The following is a 25,190-nucleotide window of genomic DNA, read 5'->3' as shown; positions in this document are numbered from 1 at the left end:
CCGTACGAGGCATGAGATGCGGGCAACTTCCCGATTGCTGGGCGTAGGGGCCATCCTGGCGGCGGCGCTGCTTTGGGGGACCACGGGCACGGTCCAGACCTTCCTCCCTGAAGGACGCGATCCCTTGGCCGTGGGTGCTCTTCGACTATTGGTCGGGGCTGCGACGCTCGGTTTACTGGCCATGGCCCGCACCGAAAGCCGCAGCGGCTTTGCCCGTCTGCCCTGGGGCGGCATCATCCCCGCAGGACTGGCCATTGGCGGCTACAACCTGCTGTTCTTCCGCGCGGTGACCGAGACGGGGGTCGGCATCGGCACGGCCATTGCCATCGGAAGCGCTCCACTCTGGGCGACGGCCTTCGAGATCGCCGTGGACCGGCAACGGCCCGCCGCGCTCCGGCTCCTGGGGCAGGCCGTGTCGATCCTGGGCGTGGGTCTCCTGGCCCTGGCCGGAGGACATCAGGGCGGCTCGATCCTTGGCGCGGCGCTCGCGGCCGGAGCGGCGGCCTGCTACGCGACCTATTCCATGATCACGAGCCGGGTCGGACATCGGGCGCCGCCCGTCACGATCGCAGCGGCGACCTTCGGCGTTGCCACCCTCCTGACCTTTCCGGTCCTGTTCGTGACCCCTCTGGACTGGATGGCCGCTCCGCGAAGCTGGTTCTGGATCGGCTTCCTGGGCGTGGGCGTCACGGGCCTGTCCTATGCGCTCTATACCTGGGGGCTGACCCGCGTGGCGGCTTCGACGGCGGTCACACTGGCCCTGGCCGAGCCCGTTACGGCGTGGCTCCTGGCCAGCGCGGTGGTGGGCGAGGTCGTGACGGGGCAGAAGATCCTTGGCGCCCTGCTCGTGCTCGGGGGTCTGGCGGTCATCACGCTGCTTCCGGCGCCGCGTGGTCCACGGGCGTCCGACGATCGCCATGGGAGGCAGGCCGTTCATCCCGCCGCTTGACGATAGCGCGACCCTACCGACAGTAACGGCCACAGGATGGGCGGCCCGCCTTCCAAGTTCCGCCGATCCCGGCCCAGTCGAAAGCGATCCGCGATGACGCACGCCTCTTCACTCGTTCGACCGAGGAGCAGGCTCGCGGTCGCGGCCACGCTTGTCGTGCTCGAGGCTGCCCTGGTCGTCTCCTGGAGTGCCGGCTTCGTGGGCATCCGCTTCGCGAGCGACCATGCCCCCATCTTCCTGATCCTGCTATGGCGCAGCCTCGTTTCGGGGCTGCTCCTGTTGCCCTTCGCCCTTCTGGTCGGCCCGCGGCTGCGGTGGCGCGATGTTCCTCCTCAGATGCTGTTCGGGGCCTTGGCCATGGCCGGCTACCTGTCCGGCTTTGCCCTCGCCATCGGACAGGGGGTGCCGACCGGCCTTGTGGCCCTAATCGCGGATCTGCTGCCGCTCATGGTGGCCCTGCTGTCCTGGCCCATCCTGGGTCAGGCGCTGACGCGACGCCAATGGCTGGGGTCGATCATCGGCTTAGCGGGCGTTCTCATCGCCTCCGGCCGATCCCTCAGCTTGGGGGACGTGGCGCTCTGGGCCTATGGCCTGCCGGTCCTTGGGACGCTGTCCTTCGCGCTCGCCACGCTCCTCCAGAAGCGCAGCGCCGCAGGCGCGCTGCCCGTGCACCAGAGCCTTTGCCTTCAATGCCTGTCGGCGGCGGCCCTCCTGGCCGGACCGGCCTGGATCGAGGGGGGCGTCGCTCCGGTGCTGGATGCCGGGTTCATCGGCGGCATTCTCTGGCTCGTGGTGATCGCCACATTCGGGGCCTGGAGCCTGTACTACCTTGCGCTCCGGAGATCCTCGCCCGCGAGGGTCACCGCCGTTCTCTACCTGAGCCCGCCGGTCACGATGATCTGGGCGTGGGTCATGTTCGGCGAGCCTCTGTCCTGGGCCATGGTGGTCGGGCTGGCCGTGTCGCTGGCCGGTATCCTCATCGCCGGGGCGTCCCATGGCGCAGATCGGCGGGATTGAGGTCCGGTCCGCCTGCTCCATCGCCGGCAGCTACCCGGAGCGTCGCGCCCGGACCGCGCCGGCCGCAGGCAGGGGCCTCACGCCGGTGGATCGCGCGGCCTAGCTGACGGTGGCCTGAAGGTTCTCGACCGGGGCTTCGATCGTGCAGACAAGGCCCTCGGGGAGGAAGTCCTGGCTGACCGGACCGCCCAGCTCTCGGACCAGACCCTCCCGGATCAGGCGCGACCCGAAGCCGGAGCGTTTCGGAAGCGTCACCTCCGGGCCGCCGCGCTCCTGCCAGACGAGGCGGAACATCGGACGATCCGGCCCGGATATGGTCCAGGACAGGCCCACGACCCCCGTCTTGTTGGACAGGGCCCCATATTTGGCGGCGTTGGTCGCAAGCTCGTGCAGTGCCAGCGTGAGGCTCACCGCCGCCTGAGGTCGGAGTCGTAGATCAGGTCCCGAAACCTCGATGCGATGCTCCAGATCGAAGGGCCGGAGGGTTGCCTCGACCACGGACCTGAGCTGCGCGGCCTCCCAGCTTTCCTGGGTCAGGAGGTCGTGCGCCCCCGCGAGTGCCATGAGGCGCCCCTCGAACGCTTCCCGTGCATCCGGGGGCACGCGGGAATCGCGCAGCGAGCGGGCGGCGATGGACTGGACTACGGCCAGCGTGTTCTTGACCCGGTGGTTCAGTTCGTGAATCAGCAGCTCGCGCTGGCGCTCCTGCACCTTGCGAAGGGTGACGTCCGAGAAGGCGACGGCAAGTCCGCCCCCTTCCTTGGGCGAGACGCGCATCTCGATGTAGCGGTCGGGAAAAACCACCGATGGCGCCTCGAAGGTCACGGGAACGGCGCTCTGCATGACCTGCTGGAGCTGCTTCTCGAAGACCGAGCCCAAGTGGGCGGGAAAGACCTCCCAGAGCTTCCGCCCGAGCACGGCGTCCTGATCGAGCCCGTAGTAACGCTCGGCCGCGCGATTGAAGACGGTGATGCGCCAATCCCGGTCCACGGCGTAGAAGCAGTCGGTCACGCTGTCCAGGACGGCGCGCAGGTGACGTTCCCGCTGGGCCAGGAGCTCGGCCTGGCTCTTGGCTTCGGTGATGTCCTGGACGAAGCCGAAATAGCCCTCGACCTGACCGTCCGCCCCCAGGTTCGGCACGTAGGTGGCCCGCACGTCGTGCAGCTCTCCGCTGGCGTTGGGCACCTTTGCCTCGAAGGACGTGCTCTGGCCCGAAAGGACGAGGTCGAAATGCGTTCTTGCCTGGGCGTAGGCGTCGGGGCCGATGACGTCCTCGACGCGTTGTCCGTTGATCGCGTGGCGGCTCACCCCGAACCATTCCTCGTAGGCCCGGTTCACGAACTGGAACCGGGCGTCCCGGCCCACCTGCGAGATGAACACCGGCAGGGCGTCCGTGACCTGTTCGAGCCGCCTCTCCGCCGCGCCGCGTGCGACCGCCAGCTCGGCCATCTCCAGCTTGGCCCGCAGCACGCTTTCGCGGGCGGCGGCATTGGCCTCCGCGGCGTCGACGGCCTTGGCAGCCAACTTCGAGGCCCGGTGGGCGGCCGAGATGAGGATGGCGCAAACGGTGGCATAGGTGGCGAACCCCACCCAGATCCCCTGGCTGCCCGGCCCGAAGGGCGACGGCACCGAGAGGTAGCCAAGGCCAAGGACGCCGGACACGATCGAGGCCAGCAGCGCGACCCCGGTTCCTCCGACGACCGCAAGAAGGGCCACGGTTGGAATGAAGAAGACGAACGGCAGGCCCGGGATGTATTCCCAGAACAGCAGGCGCAGGAACAGGGTGCCGATCGGGAGCGCAACCGCAGCCCCATAGGCCAACACCCTGCGATTCCCCATCGCTCCGGCCGGGGAGGACGGGATCGGATGACCTGCCGAGCTGCTCACACGCCAACCTCCCTCATCCTTGTCGTCGAATGCACGAGCATGGCGGTTCGTGACAGCGGCAAGTCAAGCGACCTTCGTGAACGCTGCGACATCTGTGGCACAGGGGCCGTTCGCCCGCCCGATGATCATGCCTCGCACCGCGGGATTAGCTCGGCATCGGGCCCCCGAACCTGTCGAGCCGGGGGCATGGCCCTCGTCCGGCCCGGAAGCGGACAGGAGTTTCGAGGCACATAGAACCAAGACGAGCGGCAGGGGTTGAGTCAGTAGCCGCCGCTGCCCATGAGCCATCATGCCCCCTCCATCCTACGACCACCCTCACGCCTTCGTGCCGAATGGCTCCAGCGAAGGCAGTGCCTCCACGACCGAGAGTGTCCGGCCTTGCCTGCTCCAGGCGTTCCCCCTGCCGAGGGACCCGGGCGACGCCAGATTCCAACTCGTGCTGGAGGCCCTGGCCGGCTCCAGGTCGGCGCCGGGCCGGTCCCGGTTCGAGTAGCCCGCCTGCATCTGCCCTGCGCCAAGGGGCGGCCTCGACAGGCTGGGGGATCAATCTCCCTGCGGCCCGGGGACGCCCTTCGACATGGGCCAAGTCGGCCACAGGCCGTCCGTGGACCGCCGGGCGTGGCACGTGCCCGGCTGCCGGTGTTGCCCGGACGGGCCGTCCATGCGCGCCGCAGTCCCAAGTGCTTCGATCGCCCGCGCTCAGGGCTCCAGGACCTGAACGGCGGAGGCGAGCGGAAAGTGGATCTCGATGATCACCCCGTCCGGCTGTGGCCGTCGGGCGAACCGCCCACCCAACTCCCCGACTACCAGGGTTTCAAGGAGCCGCGTCCCGAACCCGGACCCGGGACCTGATGCGGCCGGGACCGGCTGCCTGGTCCGCTCCTCCCAGGTCAGCCGGAGTTCGTCGCCTGACGCCTGCGGTTCGACCGACCAGTCGACGCGAAGCTCGCCGCCGGCCTGTGCCCCTGCCCCGTACTTCAGGCTGTTGGTCCCGAGCTCATGGAACACCAAGGCCAAGGCATGGGTCTGCCGCTCGTCCAGGCGCACCGCAGGCCCCGCGAGATGTCCCTGGTTCGCCGCCGCGCCCGAGATCTGGTCGATCTCCGATCGCAGCAACTCCTCGAGGTCGGCACTGTCGGTGCCCGAGAGCATCAACAGGTCCTGGGCCGCCGACATGGCCTGCAAACGGGCGTTGAGACGCGCGACAAGGTCCTCTTTGCTCGTCGTCTCCCGGGCGGTCGCCCGCGCGATGGCGCTGACCCGGGTCAGCGCGTTCTTCAGGCGGTGGGCCATCTCTCGCAGGAGCAGGTCCTTCTGCTCGGCGTTGCGCTGCACGGTCTCGCCGAGCGTGCGGGCCCGTCGGATGGCCATGCCCTGCCAATGGACGGCGTAGCTGGTGCTCAGGACCAGAAGGGCAAAGGCGATCCCGCTCAGGAGCGTGTGCCGGAGGGGCTCGCCCGTGTCGAAGCGCGGCGTGGGCCGGGCGGCCAGGTCCCACTCGCGCCCTCCGACGGTCAGGCGGGCGTGGCTGGACAGGCCGCCTCGGACGTCCGCCGACTCGTAGCCCGACGTCACGAAGAGAGGCAGGTCCGGCGCATCCGCGTCCGCCGCCCTGATCTCGACCGGAAGCTCGTCCCCGGTGAGCGCGGCGGTGAACAGGTCGCCGATGCGCACCGGGGCGTAGGCGAAACCCTCCATGCCGGGGGCGGCGGAACGGCGCAGGGGCAGATAGATCAGGATCCCGGCCTGAACGTCCCCGCTGATCTCCTGCACGAGCCGCAAGGGGGCGGTGGCCGCCGCCTCGCCGCCCTGGAGCGCCTCGATCATCGCCGCCCGGCGGCGTTCCTCGGTGGCCATGTCGAACCCGATAGCGGCACGGTTCCGGTCATTATCCGGTTCCAGGAGGACGATGGCGGTTCGAAGGCCAGGGAGCGGCTCGGGCCAGATCCGGGCCCCGACGCCATAGTCGCGAAGCAGGTGGGCTTGGACTTCGGCTTCGTCCTGGGGACCGACCACCCGGGCCAGGCCGATGCCCTGGATTCCGGAATAGCGGCCCTCGAGCCCCAGGCTTTGCACGAACGCGGCAAAGACGTCCCGGTCGCCCGGATCGTGGTGGACCTCAAGGAAGGCGCGGGTGGCGGCAAGGAGCGCGATATGCTGCTCGATGCGGGTCTCGACGCGGGTCGCGGCCCGCTGAACCAGCACGTCGAAGGCCGATTGCTGTCCCGCCAGTTCGGTCCTGTAAACAGACCACGTGAGCCCGGCCCCCACAAGGGACAGGGCCGTGGCAACGGCAAGGGACAGGCGCGACAGGCGGAGCATCGACTGTCCATAAGGCTTGGCCGAACGAAGGTCCAACAGCGAGGTTCTTCGACCCCCCGTGCGAGGCCCATCTTGGGATGCGGTGGAACGTCGCTGCCCAAGGGAGATCGGCTAGATCCGGGGCCGTTCCCATGGTGGCCTCGGCGCGCCCGGGGTCAGGCGGCCTGCCCTGACCCGTCAACCGACTGGAGCCCATGTTCCAGAAGCCGGATCGCCGGCACGGATGGCGTGTCGTCCCTTCAAGCGACGTTGCGTCACAATGCCCTCTGGCCTAGAGCAGCCTTGGCCGAATAAGGGATCGGCCAAGGCATTGTTTCCAATTCGTGGCTGTTTCCCATGACACTGTTTCTGCACAACCCCGCGAACCCGGCCCACCTCGAGGATCTGCGCAGCCGCATGACGGCGCAGCTGACAGGTCCCCACGGGCTGTCCGGTCGCGACCAGACCCGGATCGAGCGATTGATCGAGGTAGTTCGTGCCATGGATGAAGGCGCCATCACCTCGGGGCAGGCGCTGGAGGCCTTCGGACAGGCCGCCATCCCGGGCTTCAGCTTCGGCCGCTGGCTCGTCGACATGGTCGACGAGGGCGTCTACCTTGAAGCCGTCTACGACGACGCCGCCTGACCCGAACGGCGGCCCCGGCCAAGCTGCGGCTGAGGCGACTGGACGTTCCATCGGCCGTCCAGGTCAGATACCGACAGGATGGTCCGTGGCCGAAATCCTTCCTCAGACGAGGAGGATGTCGCTGCTGGTCAGATGAGCCCCGGCCTGCAGGTCAGCCACGAGGCTGAGCCCGCCCGTCGCGTGACCGTTGCTGTCGAACCAGAGCGTCCGGTCCGTGGTGCGGAAGATGAAGCGGTCGTTGCTGTCCTGGGCCTGGTTGTCCGCGCGCACCCGGAACTGCGACGCCGCCAGCGTGGTCCCCTCAGGGAGCCGCCCGCCGAAATTCGACGCGTCGATCCGGATCAGGTCGTTGTCGCCGGGCACATTGTGGAAATCGGTGATCCTGTCCCCGGCTTCGGCCAGAGTGGCGAAGACGAACTGGTCGTCCGCCGCGCCGCCGGTCAGGACATCGCGCCCGGTGCCGCCCCGCAGGAGGTCCCGGTCCGAACCTCCGAACAGCCGATCCGCCCCGTCCTCGCCAAAGAGCCGGTCGGCTGCGGACCCGCCATAGAGGGCGTCCGACCCGCCCAGTCCCTTGAGGTGATCCCGGCCTTCGAGGCCGAACAGCCGATCGGTCCCGGCGCCGCCCAGAAGCGATCCGACCCCGGCCCGGTCCACGAGCGTTCGGACCCCGTCGAAGGTCGAGGCTGGACGCGCGTCTTGCCACCATGCGTCGACCGTGTCCCGGAACTGTTCGACGGCGATGGAGCGGGGCGTGTCCGGGCCGTCGACGCTGTCCCACAACCCCCAGCTTCCGTAGCGGTCCGCCGGCCCGAAATCCGAGAATTGCGCGAGCAGCCCACCGCCTGAATCGCGCCACGTCTCGAAGTAGTCCTGGTAGAAGTCCTGCATCCGCGGATGGGCGACCAGCTTCAGGAAAAAGGCCGTTCGCGCCGGGTCTTCCTCTCCGCCGAACAGCCCCGCGAGATCGACGATGTGCTGCCCCCCCTCGTAGCCCTCGAGCTGCCATCCAAGCGACTGGGCTACCCCGGCATGGTAGGCGATGGTCGCCCCGATATTCGCGAGGCTGTCGCCGGCCGGCCCGGATTCGATGTAGTCGAGAGCGGCGCGGATGCCGGCCTTGCCCTGCGCGATCCAGGTGTCGACCTGCGCGGCCATCTCCTCGCTCCCGAGGGAGCCGCCGAAATATGGCGCGATGGCATAGACATGGAACGGCGCGTCCCGGGGCGGCCGTCCCCCATGGGCCACGAAATCGGGCGCATCCAGAGCGTAGCTCTCAAGTCCCTGCCACCCGGCCTGCGTGGAGAAGACGTTCAAGGCGCGGGTGCCCGTCTCGTCCCCGAACACCTGGGCCACGATCCGCGCCACCTCGGCCGAACGCTTGCCGTACCACTGCATCCACGCGCCATCGACGTCGCCCCAGAGCGCGCGGCCCTGCGCCTGGGCGTAGTCGGCCTGGTCGAAGCCCCAGTTCCAGACCTCGTTCGAATACTCGAACCGCGCGTGCAGACCTGGGGCCAGATGATCCCGCGCATAGGTGGCAAGAGCCCGGACGTACCCGTCCGTCGCAGCGTGCGGGATGTTGAACCATGGATCCGCACGCACCTCGTTGGCGAGCTGCACCATCACGTCGATGGAGGCGCCTCCTGTACCCTCCAACAGGCTCTGCCGTGGCGAGCCGAGCACCGGCGCCTGCGCCCATGTGCTGATGTCGGAGTTGTTGGTCCCCATCCAGTCCATGAACCGGAGCACGCGGAAATCCTCGATGCGATGCAGGAAGTCGGGATTGAACACCACCCCCGCCTCGAGCAGCGGCGCATCCTTCTCATGATACATCCTCAGATCGCGGATGTAGTTTCCCGTTCCGGCCGGATCGGTGGCATGGATCTGGATCTCGACGGCCGAACTTCCGGGATCGATGACGATGCGATTGGCGGAGCGGCTGACGATCTGGACATCGCCGCCGATCTCGATCCGGCCCTGCCCTTTCCAGTCGATGACGTAATGGCCCTCGCGAAGGTAATCCCCGGCCGTGTTCAGGATCGTGGACACACGGTCGAAGGGCGCCGCCGATCCGTCGCGGGTGAATCCGCGAACCCAGCCCTTCGCGTCGAGATCAAGCATCCCGGCCTGCCCGGTATCGAACACGTCGTCGCTCTGCGTGTACCAGGGCCGGGACATCCTGAAGAGATCCACGAACGGAAATGCGGTGGACCAGTCGACGATGCCGGAGAGGTTCGTGCCAAGGGAGGGACCAGCCATCGATAACTCCAACCAACAAGCCAGCATCGCTGTCGAGCGAAGCCTACAATAGAACTCCCCGTCCGAGGAGGTACGATGGATCACCTCGGCAAGGACCTGCGGAAGACCCTTTCCCGAAGGATCATGGGCTCAGCGTTGAACCACTGGGATCGTGTCGCCGCGCGGTCCTGCCGTGGCCCGGCCCGGCTGGATCCCGCAACGGAAGCGGAGGAAGCTTCGTGCGGGACGGGACGTCACCCGGGCAGCCGGCGACCACTGGCGGCCGTGACGATGCCGATGATGATGACCCCCGTGAGGACGAGGCGAACGCCCGCCCCCAGGCCATAGGAGTTGAGCATCGACACGATCAGGAACATGAACATCGCTGCGCCCCAGATGCCCGGGACGTTGGAGTTGCCCCCAGCGATCGAGGAGCCTCCGATGACCACCACCGCGATGGACATCAGGAGGTATTCCGCTCCCATGTTGAGCGCCGCCCCGCCCGAAAAGCAGGACAGCAGGAATCCGGCCAGCGCCGCCATTGCCGCCGAAAGGACGTAGGTTCCAGCCCGGACCCCTTCCACCGGGATCCCGGCCAGCCGCGCGGCACGAAGATTCTGACCGATGGCCGAAAGCCGCCGCCCATAGGCCGACCTCTCGATCAGGAGCCAGAACGCCATGGCCGCCACGAGAGCGATCCAGGCGAGATTGGGCAGGCCCAGGCTCGCGCCGGTCGAAAAGCCGGCGAGGGAGTCGGGCGGCTTGATTCGCAGGCCCCGGTTCGACCAGATCGCCAGCGACTGGAACACGAAGGACGCGGACAGCGTGGCGATGATCGGCGGGATGCGGAGGAGGAAGATGAGCGCGTAATTGCCCGCCCCAGCCGCCACCCCGATGGCCAGAGCGGCCAGAAGGCCCCAGATCTCCATGCCTGCCGCGCCGTTCATGAGCTTGAGCGACAGAGTCCCCGCCAGCGTCATCACCGCCGGGATGGACAGGTCGACGTTGCCCGGCCCCATGGTGATGACCGCCATCTGGCCCAGTCCCACGAGCACCGAGAAGGAGGCAAAGGTCAGGGTTGCCATGAGGAGCTCCACGCCCCCCTGGCTTCCTGTCAGCGCCACGGTCGCGGCAAAGGTCACGGCCGCCGCGGCGAACGCCCAGAACCAGGGCCGGGTCACCGTCGGGCCGATCATGCCGTCCGCCTCCGCCGCACCAAGAGCCGGGCCGCCAGCACCAGGATGAGGATCACCCCTTGGGCCCCGATCTGCCAGTCGGGCGACAGCCGGATGAAGGTGAGGAAGCTTCCTGCCAAGGTCAGGGTGAGCGCCCCGATCACCGCGCCGACGGGCGAGACCCGGCCCCCCGTGAACTCGCCACCTCCAAGGATGACGCCGGCGATGGACAGAAGCGTGTAGCGCAGCGCGATGTTGGCGTCCGCCGAGGTGGCGAGCCCGACCAGCGCCATCCCGGACAGCACGCCGAACACGCCGGCCAGGCCATAGGCCAGTGCCCTGAGACGCACGACCGACCAGCCCGCCCGCGCGACCGAGCGGGCGTTGCCTCCGACGCCGCGCAACAGCGTTCCCATCGCGGAACGGGTCACCAGCAGGTGCGACGCCAGCGCCAGGAGGATGCAGGCGACGATGGCCATGGGCATGAGCGGCGGACGCGCCTTCATGATCGTGGTGATCCAGTCGGGCGAAGCACCGCCGGGCGCGGGCAGGAGCAGCACCGCAAGCCCCCCCCACACAAAGGACATCCCAAGCGTGACCACGATCGCCGGCAGCTTCTGCAGCTCGATCAGGGCGCCCAGGGCCGCGTAGACGCCCACCCCGGCGGCCAGCACCAGGATCCCCACCACGGGCGTGTCATGCAGGAGGGTCGCCGTCACGCAGGCGCAGAAGCTGACGTAGGTCCCGATCGACAGGTCGATGTCGTCCACCATGATGACCAGCATCTGTGCGATCGTCGCCAGCGCGATCGGGACCGCCAGATTGAACAGGAGGTTCAGCCCCGTGTAGCTCATGGCACGCGGCTGCATCCAGAACACCGCCCCGAGCAGGACGGCAAGGGACAGCACCGGCAAGGCCAGCCGGAGGTCGATTCCCTTCATGCCTCGCCCTCTCCCATCTCGAACGAGGCGGCGAGAATGCGCTCCTCGGTGATCTGCTCCCGCCCGAGTTCGGCCGCGATGCGGCCGTTGCGAAAGACATAGACCCGATCGCAGAGCGTCATCTCTTCGGTCTCCGTCGAATACCACAGGAAGGTGCGCCCCTGTGCCGCCTCGGCCCGGATCATGTCGTAGACGTCCGATTTCGTGCCGATATCCACGCCGCGCATGGGGTCGTCCATGACGACAAGAGGAGCGCCGGTGGCCAGGGCGCGGGCAAAAAGGACCTTCTGCTGGTTGCCGCCCGACAGGGACAGGATGGGGTTCGCCACATCATCGGTCCTGATGCCGATCCGCTCGCGCCAGCCTTGGGCGAGTCCGGCCTCGGCCCGGCGGTCCACGAGACCCGCGCGGGTGAGATGGGACAGCCCGGCCACCGACAGGTTCCGGGCGATGGACCAGAGCGGCATCACGCCGTCCCTCGCCCGGTCTCCCGCGACGAAGGCCGCGGGCACCGGGCCACGCCCGCGCCAGTTCGAGGTCCGCGACAGATATAGCCGGGCCAGTGCCTCGGCCTGCCCGTGCCCCGCCAACCCGGCGAGTCCCAGGATCTCACCGGCCCTGGCGCGCAGCCCCTCTGGGGTGGCAACGATCTCGGGCGCCCCCGAAGGCCCGAGCATCGTCCGCGCGGTGGCGGCACGGGCCACATGGCCCATGGCCTCGACCAGACCGGCGCGCGTGAAGCTCCCATTCGGACGGTCCTCCACGATCTGCCCGTCGCGCATGACGACGATCCGGGTCGCGACGGCGAAGACCTCTCCCAGGATGTGCGAGATGAAGACCACCGCGCCGCCAGCCGCCCGGAACCGCCGGACATAGGCGATGAGCTGCTCGGCCCGGCTTGCGTCCAGGGACGAGGTCGGCTCATCCAGGATCACCAGCCGCGCCGGAACCTCCCCTTCGGCGAAAGCCATGGCGATCTCGACCATCTGCCGTTCGGCCAAGGTCAGGTCGGCCACGGTGGCCGCGGCGTCGATGCCGTGGCCCGGGAAGACCTCGTCCAAGGCGGTCCGGATGCGGAGCCCCGCCCGCCCCCGCCAGAACAGGCCCCGAAGGTCCCGCTGAGGGATCCGCAAATTTTCGGCCACCGTGAGGTTGGGGGCCAGCGACAGCTCCTGGGCCACGGACCGGATGCCGCTGGAGCGCGCATCGCCCCCGATCCGGCGCACTGCGCCGTCGCTCGGGCCAAGTGCGCCGGTGATGAGGTTCACGAGCGTGGACTTGCCGGCCCCGTTGTGGCCCACGAGGCTGACGCATTCGCCCGCGCCGATCGAAAGGTTTACCTCCGACAGCGCCCGGACGGCTCCGAAGGAGCGGCCAGCGCCGGTAAGCTCCACGATCGGGCCGGAGGCACCGGGGACGGCCCTCATATCCATGCGGGTCGCCCCCTGCCTTCGGTTCAGTTCGCGCTTCCGCCCTTGGCGATCACGGCCTTGGCATCGTCCAAGGTGTACTCCACGTTGGCCACTCCTCCGGCGGGCGTCGTCTCGAGCGCGGCGTCGAGACCGTCCTGATTGATCTCCAGGAACGGAACGATCAGGTCCTGGGGCACCTGCTGCCCGTCGAGCACCTGCTGCGCCACCCAGAACGCCAACGTCGAGACACCCGGCGCGATCGACACAGACATGGTTTCGTAGCCGTTCGCGTCCCGCTGCTCCTTCCACCACTGGAGCTCGTCCTGGCGGTTGCCCATGATGATGACGGGCATCGTTCGTCCTGCGGCGGCGAAGGCCTGCGCGGCGCCATAGCCGTCGCCGCCCTGGGTCACGACGCCCACGATGTCGTCAGGCAGGCTTGGCAGGATGCCCGCGACAGCCCTCTGGGCCACGTCCTGCGCCCAGTCCCCATGAACCGAACCCGCGATGCTGAACTGCGGGAACTGCTCCACGCCCGCGTGAATCCCGGCGCTGATCTCGTCGTCCACGAAGACCCCCGCAAGGCCGCGGATCTCGAGCAGGTTGCCGCCCTCAGGCATCCGGCCCGAAAGGTACTCCACCTGCTTGCGGCCCATCTCCTTGAAGTCCACGGCGATCCGGTAGGCGCAGGGCTCGGTCACGATGCCGTCGAAGGACACGACCACGATCCCGGCATCGCAGGCTTCCCGGACCGCGCCATTGAGCGCCGTGGGCGAGGCCGCGTTCAGCACGATGGCGTCATAGCCTTCCAGGATCATGTTCTGGATCTGGGCCGCCTGTTCGGTGGCCTGGTTCTCGGCCGTGGTGAAGGCATCGGCAGCGGCGACGACTCCGTCCGTCACCGCCTGTCCGGTCACCTTGGTCCAGCTTTCGAGCATGGCCTGCCGCCACGAGTTGCCGGCGTAGTTGTTGGACAGCGCGATGCGGCGCTCTGAAGTGTCCGCGAAGGCTGGCGCCGCGAGTGCGAGCACGGCGGTAGCTGCCATCAGTCTGGTCGTCGTTGTCATGGTTCCTCCCCTGGCGATCGGCGGACGGGAGCTTTGCGCACCCGTACATGTTTTGAGGCCAGTTTGTCAGCAGGTTCGGGAAATGCAACGGCTCGTTTGACGAGGCCACGGGCACCGCCCCTGTTGGTCCTCCCGTTCCTGCGAGGCGTCAGCAGGAGCCGAAGGCCCGCGACAAGTCCCGGACGGCATGGCGGCGTCGGCGGAAGGTGGGACAGCGTCCGACCCGACGTCGGCAAACTGCGCCGCGGCCCACCTCGTGCCACGGGCATCCAGCCCCAGATCGCTGCTGTGGTGGGACGGTCTTGCCGCTCCCTGGGCCGGCGGACCTGCGCCGCGTCCGGATGGGGATGACGCTACGGCCTGTGATGCCCCACGGCTGACGATCACCGGCCTTTGCGCAGACTGCCCCGCCCGGCGCGCCTCCAGGGCCAAGATCCGGACGTCCACGGCGAGCACAGGTCCACTGAATGGCGAGAATCCCGAGCAGAGGAATGGTGCCCCCAGACGGACTTGAACCGCCGACCTTCTGATTACAAATCAGCTGCTCTACCAGCTGAGCTATGGGGGCACGGCTCGGCATTACGCGGACCGGGCAAGCCTTGCAACCCTCTCGATAATTCGGATCGGATCGGCCCAGCGCGCGGTCTGGGGAGGCGCGGTTTCATCCTGCGGCCAGGGACCGCCGCTGACCCGGCGGGCGCATGGGGTCCTGCCGGGGCCGAAGGTCAGCGGCTTGCCCGTGCCAGCAGGGCCGTCGCGATCAGGCCCACGAGCGTGATGGTCAGCGCGGCTGGCGCCGCCTCGGACAGGTTCTCGAGGCTGGCCTTGGCCTGGACCCGTGTGGCCAAGGTGTCGAAGCTGAAGGGGCGCAGCAGCAGCGTGGCCGGCAGCTCCTTCACGCAGTCGACGAAGACCAGCAGTAGCGCAGACCCGAGCGAGGCGCGCGCCAGGGGCAGGTGGACCGCGGTCAGGGTCTGCCCGGCCGATCGGCCGAGCGAGCGTGCCGCCATCGGGAGTGACGGCGAGATCCGCGCCAGCGCCGCATCCGCCGAACCCTGCGCCACGGCAAAGAACCTGACGACATAAGCGAGCGTGAGCGCCCCGGCGGTCCCCGTGAGGATCAGGCCAGGATCCACCCCGGTCAGCCGCAGTACCAGATCGGCCAAGGAATTGTCGAACGCGGCCAGCGGGATCAACGTGCCGATGCCGAGCACAGCTCCGGGGACTGCATAGCCGATCGCCGTGATGGGCAGCAGGAGCACCGGGAGCCTGCGGCGGGACAGACGCGCTCCGTACACCATCACGAGGCCGAGCGAGACGCAAAGGAAGGCCGCCGCTCCCCCCGTCGCGAGCGAATGGACGAGAGCCCGCGCCAGACCGGGCTCGACCCACTGCGCGGCGTTCAGGGAATGCGAGGCCAGCACCGCGACGGGCAGGACAAAGCCGCCCAGGAAGGGCAGGAGGCAGGCCAGCGACGCCGCCCAGCCTTTGACTCCCTGCAGATCCTGGGGTGCGATCGGCCGCATCGCCCGGGCGGACGCATGGGTCCTGGCGCGGCGGCGGCTCGCCTTCTCCAGGGTCACGAGGAGGACGATGATGACCAGCACGCAGGCCGACAATTGGGCGGCGCCGGCCAGGTTCCCGGCCTGGAGCCAGACCGAGAAGATGCCCGTCGTCAGCGTCTGCACCGCAAAATAGTCCACCGCGCCGAAATCGTTCACGGTTTCCATCATCACGACGGCCGCACCCGCCGCGATGGCCGGGCGCGCCAGCGGGATCCCGACCCGGAAGAACCGGGACCAGGCCCCGGCGCCAAGAGCGCGCGCGACCTCGAAGACGGCGCCGGACTGTTCGCGGAACGCGGCGCAGGCCAGCAGGTAAACGTAAGGATAGAACGAGCCGGACAGCACCAGGATGGCGGCCCCGCGGGTCCGGATCTCGGGGAACCAGTAGTCGCGGGCGGTTTCCCAGCCGAACAGGGCCCGCAGGGCGCGCTGGACCGGACCCGCGTATTCCAGGAAGTCCACCAGCGCATAGGCGCCGACATAGGCCGGGACGGCCAAGGGCAGGAGCAGGGCCCATTGCAGCCAGTTGCGGCCCGGAAACCTGTAAAGGGTCACGAGCCAGGCCGCCCCCGTCCCCACCGCCGCGGTCAGAAGCCCCACGCCCGCCATCAGGACCACGGTATTGCTCACGTAGCGGGGAAGCGTGGTGGACAGCAGATGGGGCCAGATCTCCCAGCCGCCCTGCAGCGCGATCCACAGCACGGCGGCCACGGGCAGCAGCACCACGCCGGCGATAAGCACGGCCATAATCGACCAGCCGTCCAGGCGAAGCCGTGACAGGGCCCGGGCGGGTGCATCCTGACCGATCTGCTCAATCATGCGCGGAGCCGTACTTCAGCCGACCGATCTTGTCGACTCGGGCCGTCTCAAGACCTTGGCAGGCGTTCCCGGCAGCGCAGGGCCCGATCGGCCCGGCCAGCCGGATCAATGCGGCGCCACCAGCTTCAGCCCCACGATGCCCGCGACGATCAGGCCGATGCAGACGAGCCGGAGCACGTCCGCCGATTCCCCAAACAGCCAGATGCCCAGGATGGCGGTGCCGACCGTGCCGACGCCGGTCCAGACGGCGTAGGCCGTCCCGAGCGGCAGGGTCCGCAGCGCGAGGCCCAGGAGCACGAGGCTCAGGGCCATGGCGGCGGCGGTCCCCAAGGTCGGCCACAACCGGGTGAAACCTTCCGTGTACTTGAGGCCCACGGCCCAACCCACCTCGAAGAGGCCGGCGATGAGAAGGATGATCCAGGCCATGGGCTCCCGTCCTTCGGCTCACATGCCGAGAGCTTCCTTGTAGAGTTCGAGGATCGCTTCCTCTTCGGCGATGTCGTCCTTGTCGCGCTTGCGGATCGCAATGATCTTCTTGAGGATCTTCGTGTCGTAGCCGCGCCCCTTGGCCTCGGCCATCACTTCCTTCATCTCTTCCGCAAGGTCCTTCTTCTGGGCCTCGAGCGACTCGTACCGTTCGATGAAGGCGCGGATTTCCTCGCCCGGAAGGGGGTTCGTCTCGACCACGGACAGGTGAGGCGGCATTGCACGATTCCTTCTTTTGGGACTGCTCGTGTGGATGGGGTAGCCCCGGGAGCCCGCACGCCGCAAGCACGCTTGCACGGCCCCCCTGCGCGGGGTAGGCGCGGAGGGCACAGCGGCGGAGGATCGCGCATGGACATCCTGATCTGGATCGGCGTTGCGGTCGCGCTTCTCGGTCTCGTGGGGATCGTCTGGAGCGGGATCATCGCGCTCCAGGCCCGGCGTGCCCGGCTGGACGACGCGGCGCTGCGGGCACGGCTCCAGAAGGCGCTGCCGATCAACCTGGGGGCGCTGCTCCTTTCCATCCTGGGTTGCCTTTTGGTGATCCTTGGGGTCGTGTTCGCGTAGGGCGCTGGACGCGCACCGGGGCTGGGCCTAAGGATGATCCCATGGACATCCGCCGCATCACCCCCGACTACGCCGTATCGCCGCAGATCGCGCCCGAGGACGTGCCGGAGATTGCCGCGCAAGGGTTCAGGACGATCATCTGCAACCGTCCGGATGTCGAGGTTCCTGTCGAACTCTCCGCCGACGTCCTGCGCATCGCCGCCGAGGCGGCGGGCCTGAACTTCGTCGAGAACCCGGTGACCCATCCGACGATGACGCCGAATCGGATCGCCGCCCAATCCGACGCGATGGCCAGCGGGCCGACGCTGGCCTATTGCGCGTCGGGCACCCGGTCGTCGATCCTCTGGTCCCTTGCGCAGGCGGGCCGCATGCCGACGGACGAAATCCTTTCGGCCACTGGGCGGGCGGGCTACGACCTTTCGGCCCTGCGCCAGCGGCTCGACCTCGCGCGAGGTTGATCGCCCCTGCGGCAATGTTTCCCTGAACCCCTTTCCGATCCCGGCGTTTGGTCCTCGAAACCAAACCGCAGGAGACGGTTCATGGCATACGATCAAGGCGCGTCCTCCGGGTCGCTGATGAACTCGGACCAGGCCAAGCAGGACTACATCATGGGCATCCAGAGCGCCCATGCCCTCGAGAAGCAGGCTACCCAGCTCATCAACAGGCAGCTCGAGAGGATCGAGAACTATCCCGAGGTCGCGGCGGTGCTGCGCCAGCACGGGGCCGAGACCGAAGCCCAGATCCAGCGGCTCGACGGAATCCTGCAGGAGTTCGGGACCAGCCCATCCACGGTCAAGGATCTCGCGACCATGTTCTCGGGGAACATGGCGGCCATCGCCCATACGGCGATGTCGGACGAGATCATGAAGAACCACTTCGCGAACGTGGCCTTCGAAGCCTTCGAGCAGGCCACCTACCGGTCGCTGATCGCCATGGCGCAGGCCACCGGCCACCAGCACCATATCGCGATCTACGAAGCGACCCTGCGGGAGGAGGAAAAGACCTTCGCTACCCTGCTGGGCATGACGGATCAGCTGACCACCAAGTTCATGGCGCTTTCCGCCTCTGGCGAGACGTCCAAGCGCTGACCGGCGACTCTGTCGTAACGGCGTCTTCGGCACGGGGTCCCAGATGGGGCCCCGTTGCCGCATCAGAGGTTCCAGTCCTCCTCCGGCCCCAGGAGCGGCGGCTCGACGGAAGGCTCCTGGGCGACGGGGATGTCCTGTAGGCACGGAGTCAGCGGCTCCTCGATCCGGATCGCGCGCATGCCCGCGACCTGACCCAAGCGCGCGGGTCCCAGGTCGATTCCGCCGCCTTCGACCCGCACGGACGCCACGGTGACGCCTGGGAGGGGCACGATCTGCCCAACCTGCAACCCCTCGGCGTCGGCCAGAGAAAGCTGCAGCCGGTGAAGCACGGCCACGAGGGTTGCCTGAGCGCCAAGCACCTGCGGCGCCACGGTCGGCGGATCGGCGGTCCGAGGGTCCGCCGCGGCGGGCTTGGGAGCCTCCTGCCGGATCAGGAGCAGGATCAGGCCCTGTCGCTCTCCCGCGCCAAGATCCAGTGTCAGACGGACGACCCGGTACGCCGTATCGGCCAGGATCATCATCGCTTCCCGGGGACCGGGAATCCGTGCCGTCGCGCGGGGCCCACGCACCCATCCGGCCAGGACCGTACCCGCCGTCGCGTCCTCCACCTCCCGAAGGAAGGCGGTCAGGAGAGGCCGAGCCAGCGCGACGTCGGCGGCCGTCACCTCCCGCGGCTCGGGCGGGACGGGGGGAACGCGCCCCAGCGTCTGGACCTCGATGACGGCCGAGCGGGCCTCGGCGTCCAGAGCGACAAGGCCGACCGGATCATCCCCCTCGTAAAGGGCGACCAGCATCAGTCCGTCCTCCAGCCGCGACAGGAGGTCGTCCAAGGGCCCCTCATCGACGCTGACGCCCAGCACGGCGACATGCAGGCCAACCGACTCCTCGGCCGCGCGGGTCATCGCCAGCCGCAAGGCGCGGGCCGGGGTCAGGGCCGAAGGTGGCGGGGGGCGCCGCACCATGCGACGCATAAGGCTCGTGGTCGTCGGCTCCACGGGGTCAGGTCCCTTCTAAGACCGGACCAGCATACCGGCCGAGTCATTGAGACTTGGTAAACGGCAGCACCGATGAACCCGTTCACTCGGCGGCGGCGGCATGGCCCTGCGGGAAGGCGACCCGGAACGCGGCCCCTCCCTGCCCCGGCAGGTAGGCGATCGATCCGCCCAGCCGGGCCATGACCTCCCGGCAGATCGCCAGGCCAAGCCCGGCCCCGGTCGGCTCCGACTGGCCGGCGCGGCGGCCGGACAGCCGGGCGAAGGACTCGAAGATGACCTCGCGTTCGGGGGCCGGGATGCCGCTGCCGTTGTCGGCGAAATCCACGATCACCTGACCTCGCCGGCGCCGGACCGAGATGCGCAACTCGGGCCGTTCCGCATCGCAGTACTTGCGGGCGTTCGACACGAGATTGATGAAGACCTGGGCCAGCCGGTCCAGATCGGTCACCACCGGCACCGCCTCGGATGCGGGCTCCCTGACGATCCGCAGGCTCCCATGCATGGCACCGGCGGACAGGATCGCCCGATCGATGACCTCGGACAGCAGTCCTTCCCGCCGCTTGAGCGACACCTGCCCGTCCCGCAACACCGACAGGTCGAGCAGGTCGTCGAGCAGCCGGGTCATGCGCTGCGCCTCGGCCTCGACGATGCGGGCGAACCGGCGCGCGTCATCCTCGCCCAGACCTTCCTCGCCCAAGAGCGAGGAGAAGGACCGGATGGATGTCATCGGCGTGCGCAGTTCATGGCTGATGCGGCTCAGGAAGGCGTCCTTTTGCCGGGCCAGCTGGGTCAGCTTGTCGTTGGCTTCCCGCAGCGCCCGGGCGGTGCGGTCCTGCTCGGCGGACTTGGCCTCGAGCCTTGCGCTGTATTCGAGGATCTGCGCCGCCTCGTCGGCCACCGCCATCAGGTCCTCGACCGACACCCCCGGTCCCTGCACGAGCTGTCCGACCAGGGCATGAGCCGCCGCCGCGCCGACCGAACCGGCGAGTTCGCGTTCCAGGCGCTGGAGAAAGGCCGGCGTCGGGTCCGGAAGGTGGCCGGACTTGCCCTGCCCCTCGGCCTCGCTCTGGAAAAGGCCGAGCGCCGCTTCGCCCCCAAGGACCCGCTGCGCGAGCACGAGCAGGTCCTCGACCTCGGCGCCGCTGCGCGACCAGGTCCGCGCCGGGCCGGACTGCTCGAAGACGTTGACGAACTGCACCCCCTGAAGCCGTTCGAGGGGCTTGGGAAAGGTGAGCAGCGACACCAGCGTGAAGGACCCCGCATTGAGCAGCAGCGACCAGATGACCGCGTGCAGGAGGGGGTCGACCCCTTCGATGCCGAACAGCGCGTCGGGTCGGAGCCATCCGATCCCGAACGGTCCCCGGGCCATGACCTCGGCCGGGATCACGGCGGTTCCGAACGACGGCAGGAACAGCGTCCAGATCCAGACCGCCGCGCCAAGGAGAAGGCCCGTCCCCGCCCCGATCGCCGTGCCTCCGCGCCAGAAGATGCCGCCCAGCATAGCGGGGAGGATCTGCGCCACCCCGGCGAAGGCGATGAGCCCGATGGCCGACAGCGCCACCCCCGCCCCGGTGAGCTGGAAGTACACGTAGCCCAGGCCGAGCACACCCACCACCGAGGCCCGGCGCGCGAGCAGGATCGTCCCGCGAAGGTCGCGCGCCACCTCGACCGGCCCCCGGACCGACAGCCAGAGCGGCGCGACGATGTGGTTGGAGACCATCGTGGCGAGGGCGATGGTCGCCACCATCACCATGGAGGTGGCGGACGAGAACCCCCCCAGGAACGCCAGCAAGGCCAGGCCGCCGTGCCCTTCCGAGATCGGCAGCGCCAGGACGAACAGGTCCGGGTTCGACCCCCCGGGGAGCCGCTCGAGCCCGACCACCGCGATGGGCACGACGAAGAGGCTGATGACCAGCACGTAGAGAGGGAAGGCCCAGCTTGCGACGGCAAGATGGCGGTCGTCGTCGTTCTCGACGACGAGCACGTGGAACATCCGCGGCAGGGTGAGGAACGCGGCCGCCGAAAGGAACAGGAGGCCGACCCAGCGCCCTCCGTCGCCCGACCACATCGGGATCGGGGCCGCGTCGATCCGGCGAAGGATGCCCGGCACCCCTCCCCCCAGCCCCCAGACGACGAAGACCCCGACGGCAAGCAGCGCGACGAGCTTGACGACCGCCTCGACGGCGATGGCCATGACGATGCCGTGGTGACGTTCGGACGGGTCGAGGTTGCGTGTGCCGAAGACGATGGTGAAGACGGCCAGCCCCAGGGCCGTCCAGAGCGCCACGTAATCCACATCCGCTGGCCCGCCGCCCAGCCCTTCGGTGAAGGCGGCGAAGGTCAGTGCGATGGACTGGAGCTGGAGCGCGATGTAGGGCGTGACCCCCGCCACCGCGATCAGGGTGACGATCGCGCCGATGACCGAGGACTTCCCGAAGCGGGACGACACGAGGTCGGCGATGGAGGTGATCCGCTGCGTGCGCCCGATCCGGACGAGCTTGCGAAGGATCCACCACCAGCCCACGACCACGAGGCTCGGCCCCAGGTAGATCGTCAGGTACTCCAGCCCGGACCGGGCCGCGTAGCCCACCGCGCCGTAGAACGTCCAGGCCGTGCAATAGATGGACAGCGACAGCGTGTACACGAGCGGGGAGCGCAGCCATCGCTCCTGGCCCGTCCTGGCCCGGCGGTCGGCGGCGAAGGCCACGGCGAAGAGCATCGCGACATAGCCCAGCGACACTCCGATCAGGACGTTGAAGGTCAGGATCACGGAAGGTCGTCCCTGGTCTCCGCCCCTTCCGCATTTGGCCCGAGCACGAGCGACAGCACGAAGGCCAGTGCGATCAGGCCGGCCCAGACGCCGAAGACGAACAGCAGCGATGCCGCGTTCCCGACGCCTCCGACATCGTCCGACGGGGTCCAGAGCAGCGGGATCAGGAGCAGGACCACCCCAAGGAGCGGCAGCAGGTAGGCGGCATCGCGCAGCCTCTTGCGCCGGTAGCCGGCGGGCGCCAGGAAGACCGGACGTGGCGGGCGCTTCACGTCAGCCCCCGGCGAGGCGGCGCACCTCGGCCACGACCTCGGCGTTGGCGAAGGGTTTCGTCATGTACTGCGTGGCGCCCAGCCGCAGGGCCAGGTCGCGGTCCTTGTCCTGTCCCCGCGCCGTCAGCATCAGGACCGGAACCTGCGCCGTTGCCGGATCCGCCCGCAGGTCGCGCAGGATGTCGAAGCCCGACCGCCCCGGCAGCATCGCGTCCAGCACCACCACCTCCGGCGCGCCGGATTTGACCCGCGCGGCCGCCGTGGCCCCGTCGGCGTGCGTGTGCACGGTCCAGCCATCGCGCGTGAGGATGAAGCTCAGCGCCTCGATGATGTTGGGCTCATCCTCGATGAGCAGCAGGCGGCGTCCCACAGGTTCCTCCCCAGGCCCGGGTGACCCGACTATCACGGTCGGCGGCAGCGCTGTCAAAGAGTCTGAACCTACCCGAGGATCGAGGGCTCCCGCCGGGCCGGGCACGCCTGACGCGGGCAGATCCGGCAGGTCGGCCCCACCAGCCGGTCCCCTACCGAAGGTCCGGGCGGGGCCGACATGACCAGCATTGTCCCTTCCATCAACGGCGGCATGTCAGGGTCCGGCTCCTCGCGCGGGACGGCGACGGCATGGCAGATCAGCCGGGGCGCCCCCTGGCCCGGCAGCGCCGCGAAGGCTCGCACGGCCCGTCCCGGCTGGGCGAAGGCCTCGTGCAGCGGCCAGAGCGGGCAACCGCCCGACCGTGGCAGGTCAAGCCCATCGAAAGCCCGCAGGTGCGTCACCGTCCCGCTGGAATCGCAGATCACGAGCCCCATGGCGGGCCAGCCCTCCCCCCCTGGCATCGAAGCCAAACGGCGCAGGACACGGGCGAAGGGCTCGTCGAGGGCCCGGGCCAGGATCGCGGGATCATAGCCGGCCTCCCGCGCTGCGGCGGCGAAGGGCTCCAGGGGCAGGCGTGCCGCATCCGCGGCGTAACGGCGAGACCAGGCCAGGACCGCAGAGCCCGCCGGCCCGTCCGGAAGCCCGGATGGCCAGCCGCCGACCTCCACCTCGGGCAGGTGATGGTCGCGGGCGTCCAGCCAGCGCTCGGCCTCCTCCTGGGGCGAGCGGCTCGCGGCCGTCGCGCGCTCCGGCGCCTCGAGGAAGCGGACTAGGGCACGGCTGGCCTCGGCCAAAGTCTCGCTGTCGGTGCGGATGTTCTGGAGGAACCGGCCCTGCCAGTCCCGATCGAGATCCGGGTTCTCGGCCAGGATGTCCGACGCGGCCCGAATGGCCGTCACGCCCGAGATGACCTGATGAAGCGCCTGCGCAAGGTCGTGGTCATGCGTGAGCCGGCCCGCAAGCTCGGCCACCCGCCGCTCGAGCACCTCGATGCGCGCCCCCTGGCGCGCCAGGAGCGCGGCCCAGCCCGGAAAGCGGTCGGCCAGCTCCTGGGCCCGCGCCAGCTCCGGAGCGGGGCGCAGCGGCTCGACGGCCCCGGCCGCCGCCACACGAAGCGCCTGGACGCGACCACCGTCAGGTCCCTCGCCCAAGGCGACCGGATCGAGATCCAGGGCCCGGGCGATGTCCGCCAGCAGCTTGCCGCCGATGCGGCGGTGGCCATGTTCGATCAGGTTCAGGTAGGACGGCGAGATGCCGACGCTCTGGGCCAGCTCCGCCTGGCGCAGGCCCCGCTCCTGGCGTCGCTCGCGGATGCGCGTGCCGGTGGGCTGTCGCTCGGCCATGGGTCCTCCTGGCCAGAGGCTAGGACCGGCGGTCCGCCTTGGCAACATGTGGGCTCGAGCCACCGCGGTCGGGCAGCCCCGGCCGGCGTTTACCAGGTGTTAGGACAATCATGGTATCGCGCGCATGGGGAGAGCTAATCCTGAGTGGGGGATCAATCATGGACATCACAACGATCTCGCCCGTTCCGCGCGTCGTGATGGACGCCCGGCCCTCGGCGGATGCGGCTGCGACCACCCGGATCGCCGTGCCGCCCCTTGCCACGGCCCAAGGGCCGGTGGTGGCTCCGGCATCCCGGAGCCAAGGCGGCCTCGTGGTGAAGGGGCTCATCACGCTCGCGGGCATCCAGCCACCAGGGAGCTTGGACGGCACGTCGCCGGAGTTCGGACCCCAGCGGGTGCTCAAGCCGTGGGGCGTGCGGATGCTGCCCTCCGACGAGCCCGATGCACAGGCGGATCGGACCGCCGGCCGGGACGCGGCCGGGGTGAACCCCGAAACGCCGACCAGTTCGACGGCGGCACTCGATGGCGGGGACGCGCCCTCCCCCGCAGCCAGATCAGGCGTGGCCTGACAGGTCAGCCCTGCAGGACGGCACCGGCCGCAAGGCTTCTCCACGGGTCGAAAAGGCCGTGTCGTCGCGACTTTCCACACAGGATCGCTTGCCGTATAAGCCGCGGACAACCGGCCCCTGGCCATCCGGCCTGCCCGGACCACCTGGGGCGAGAATGGACCGGACGACGGCCGACGAGCAAGGATGAGGCGAAAGGCACTTCATGAGCGACAAGACCACCCATGACGGCGATGTGAGCTTCATCCGGGCCTTGGCCGAACTTCTTCGGGCCAACGACCTGACCGAACTCGAGGTCAAACGCGAATATGGTGACAATGATCGCCTGAACGTCCGCGTCGCGCGGGGCAGCCTCGTGGTCGCAGCCCCGGCGGCTCCGGCCGCGCCCGCTGCGATGCCGGCGGCGATCCAGGCGGCTTCCCCGTCGGCGCCCATCGCGTCCGAGGCTCCGGCCATGTCGGGCGACCCGGCGGCGCATCCCGGTGCGGTGACCTCGCCGATGGTCGGGACGGTCTACCTCCAGGCGGAACCCGGCTCGACGCCCTTCGTCTCGGTCGGTCAGGCCGTCAAGGTGGGCGATACCCTGCTCATCATCGAAGCCATGAAGACCATGAACCAGATCCCGGCGCCGCATGCCGGGGTCGTGAAGCGCATCCTCGTCGAGGATGGGGCGCCCGTGGAATACGGCGCACCCCTCGTGATCATCGAGTAAGCGCG

The 25,190-nt window shown here is 69.0% G+C and carries 23 protein-coding genes and 1 tRNA gene; 8 read left to right on the top strand and 16 right to left on the bottom strand.

From position 1 onward, the window contains the following. Positions 1–16: 16 nt before the first annotated feature. Entirely contained in the window at positions 17–949 is a 933-nt protein-coding gene (locus J3P31_RS05735; RefSeq protein WP_210527447.1) for a DMT family transporter, read from the top strand. 93 nt (positions 950–1,042) lie between these two features. Then, a complete protein-coding gene (locus J3P31_RS05730) occupies positions 1,043–1,966 on the top strand; it encodes a DMT family transporter (RefSeq protein WP_210527446.1) in 924 nt (307 codons plus the stop codon). Positions 1,967–2,065: 99 nt separating this feature from the next. On the opposite strand, the gene J3P31_RS05725 is transcribed toward J3P31_RS05730, so the two are convergent. Together J3P31_RS05725 and J3P31_RS05720 are read right to left on the bottom strand one after the other, a co-directional pair. Next, on the bottom strand, positions 2,066–3,790 hold the full coding sequence (locus tag J3P31_RS05725) for a sensor histidine kinase (protein ID WP_210527445.1): 1,725 nt from the start codon (positions 3,788–3,790) through the stop codon (positions 2,066–2,068). A gap of 762 nt (positions 3,791–4,552) precedes the next feature. Continuing rightward, on the bottom strand, positions 4,553–6,175 hold the full coding sequence (locus J3P31_RS05720; protein ID WP_210527444.1) for a CHASE domain-containing protein: 1,623 nt from the start codon (positions 6,173–6,175) through the stop codon (positions 4,553–4,555). A 336-nt stretch (positions 6,176–6,511) separates the two neighbouring features. Between J3P31_RS05720 and J3P31_RS05715 the strand changes: the two genes are divergently transcribed. Then, positions 6,512–6,799, top strand: a complete 288-nt coding sequence (locus tag J3P31_RS05715; protein ID WP_210527443.1) for a hypothetical protein — start codon at positions 6,512–6,514, stop codon at positions 6,797–6,799. Positions 6,800–6,901: 102 nt separating this feature from the next. Here J3P31_RS05715 and J3P31_RS05710 read toward each other — a convergent pair whose 3' ends face one another. The 9 genes from J3P31_RS05710 to J3P31_RS05670 all read right to left on the bottom strand — a co-directional run bounded on the left by J3P31_RS05710 (position 6,902) and on the right by J3P31_RS05670 (position 16,724). Beyond that, positions 6,902–9,061: a calcium-binding protein gene (locus J3P31_RS05710; protein WP_210527442.1), complete on the bottom strand. Its 2,160-nt coding sequence runs from the start codon at positions 9,059–9,061 to the stop codon at positions 6,902–6,904. A 233-nt stretch (positions 9,062–9,294) separates the two neighbouring features. After that, positions 9,295–10,236 (bottom strand): ABC transporter permease, encoded by a 942-nt coding sequence (locus J3P31_RS05705; RefSeq protein ID WP_210527441.1) that lies wholly within the window; start codon positions 10,234–10,236, stop codon positions 9,295–9,297. Then, a complete protein-coding gene (locus tag J3P31_RS05700; RefSeq protein ID WP_210527440.1) occupies positions 10,233–11,156 on the bottom strand; it encodes an ABC transporter permease in 924 nt (307 codons plus the stop codon). Before J3P31_RS05700 ends, J3P31_RS05705 begins: the two co-directional genes overlap by 4 nt. Next, positions 11,153–12,589 carry a sugar ABC transporter ATP-binding protein gene (locus J3P31_RS05695; protein ID WP_246849308.1) on the bottom strand — a complete coding sequence of 479 codons (1,437 nt, stop codon included), beginning with the start codon at positions 12,587–12,589 and terminating at the stop codon, positions 11,153–11,155. The genes J3P31_RS05700 and J3P31_RS05695 overlap by 4 nt, the downstream gene beginning before the upstream one ends. A 23-nt stretch (positions 12,590–12,612) precedes the next feature. Next, on the bottom strand, positions 12,613–13,614 hold the full coding sequence (locus J3P31_RS05690; RefSeq protein ID WP_246849309.1) for an ABC transporter substrate-binding protein: 1,002 nt from the start codon (positions 13,612–13,614) through the stop codon (positions 12,613–12,615). Positions 13,615–14,127: 513 nt separating this feature from the next. After that, a tRNA-Thr gene (locus J3P31_RS05685) sits at positions 14,128–14,203 on the bottom strand. A gap of 157 nt (positions 14,204–14,360) precedes the next feature. After that, positions 14,361–16,019: an ABC transporter permease gene (locus tag J3P31_RS05680; protein WP_210527438.1), complete on the bottom strand. Its 1,659-nt coding sequence runs from the start codon at positions 16,017–16,019 to the stop codon at positions 14,361–14,363. Positions 16,020–16,124: 105 nt separating this feature from the next. After that, on the bottom strand, positions 16,125–16,445 hold the full coding sequence (sugE, locus tag J3P31_RS05675) for a quaternary ammonium compound efflux SMR transporter SugE (RefSeq protein WP_210527437.1): 321 nt from the start codon (positions 16,443–16,445) through the stop codon (positions 16,125–16,127). A gap of 18 nt (positions 16,446–16,463) precedes the next feature. Then, positions 16,464–16,724 (bottom strand): DUF2312 domain-containing protein, encoded by a 261-nt coding sequence (locus J3P31_RS05670; protein ID WP_210527436.1) that lies wholly within the window; start codon positions 16,722–16,724, stop codon positions 16,464–16,466. A gap of 129 nt (positions 16,725–16,853) precedes the next feature. On the opposite strand from J3P31_RS05670, the gene J3P31_RS05665 reads away from it, so the two are divergent. The 3 genes from J3P31_RS05665 (at position 16,854) to J3P31_RS05655 (ending at position 18,157) form a co-directional block, all read left to right on the top strand. After that, positions 16,854–17,069 carry a hypothetical protein gene (locus J3P31_RS05665; RefSeq protein WP_210527435.1) on the top strand — a complete coding sequence of 72 codons (216 nt, stop codon included), beginning with the start codon at positions 16,854–16,856 and terminating at the stop codon, positions 17,067–17,069. 41 nt (positions 17,070–17,110) lie between these two features. Further along, positions 17,111–17,527 carry a protein tyrosine phosphatase family protein gene (locus J3P31_RS05660; protein WP_210527434.1) on the top strand — a complete coding sequence of 139 codons (417 nt, stop codon included), beginning with the start codon at positions 17,111–17,113 and terminating at the stop codon, positions 17,525–17,527. 81 nt (positions 17,528–17,608) lie between these two features. After that, the gene (locus J3P31_RS05655) at positions 17,609–18,157 is read left to right on the top strand and encodes a DUF892 family protein (protein ID WP_210527433.1); all 549 of its coding nucleotides are present in this window, start codon (positions 17,609–17,611) and stop codon (positions 18,155–18,157) included. 62 nt (positions 18,158–18,219) lie between these two features. On the opposite strand, the gene J3P31_RS21830 is transcribed toward J3P31_RS05655, so the two are convergent. From J3P31_RS21830 to J3P31_RS05630, 5 genes are all read right to left on the bottom strand, one after another. Next, complete coding sequence (locus J3P31_RS21830) at positions 18,220–19,152, bottom strand: FliM/FliN family flagellar motor switch protein (protein WP_210527432.1); 933 nt, start codon at positions 19,150–19,152, stop codon at positions 18,220–18,222. Between the two features lie 82 nt (positions 19,153–19,234). After that, positions 19,235–21,919: an ATP-binding protein gene (locus tag J3P31_RS05645; RefSeq protein WP_210527679.1), complete on the bottom strand. Its 2,685-nt coding sequence runs from the start codon at positions 21,917–21,919 to the stop codon at positions 19,235–19,237. After that, entirely contained in the window at positions 21,919–22,194 is a 276-nt protein-coding gene (locus J3P31_RS05640; RefSeq protein WP_210527431.1) for a hypothetical protein, read from the bottom strand. Before J3P31_RS05640 ends, J3P31_RS05645 begins: the two co-directional genes overlap by 1 nt. Position 22,195: 1 nt before the next feature. Further along, complete coding sequence (locus J3P31_RS05635; protein WP_210527430.1) at positions 22,196–22,564, bottom strand: response regulator transcription factor; 369 nt, start codon at positions 22,562–22,564, stop codon at positions 22,196–22,198. A gap of 68 nt (positions 22,565–22,632) precedes the next feature. After that, on the bottom strand, positions 22,633–23,907 hold the full coding sequence (locus J3P31_RS05630) for a helix-turn-helix domain-containing protein (RefSeq protein ID WP_210527429.1): 1,275 nt from the start codon (positions 23,905–23,907) through the stop codon (positions 22,633–22,635). A gap of 158 nt (positions 23,908–24,065) precedes the next feature. On the opposite strand from J3P31_RS05630, the gene J3P31_RS05625 reads away from it, so the two are divergent. Further along, positions 24,066–24,476: a hypothetical protein gene (locus tag J3P31_RS05625; RefSeq protein WP_210527428.1), complete on the top strand. Its 411-nt coding sequence runs from the start codon at positions 24,066–24,068 to the stop codon at positions 24,474–24,476. 202 nt (positions 24,477–24,678) lie between these two features. Further along, the gene (accB, locus tag J3P31_RS05620; RefSeq protein ID WP_210527427.1) at positions 24,679–25,185 is read left to right on the top strand and encodes an acetyl-CoA carboxylase biotin carboxyl carrier protein; all 507 of its coding nucleotides are present in this window, start codon (positions 24,679–24,681) and stop codon (positions 25,183–25,185) included. The last annotated feature ends 5 nt before the right edge of the window (positions 25,186–25,190 follow it).

Source organism: Rubellimicrobium arenae (assembly GCF_017916275.1).
Lineage (GTDB): Bacteria > Pseudomonadota > Alphaproteobacteria > Rhodobacterales > Rhodobacteraceae > Rubellimicrobium > Rubellimicrobium arenae.
Note: the sequence above shows the minus strand (reverse complement) of the source record. Positions and strands in the feature narration are given on the sequence as shown.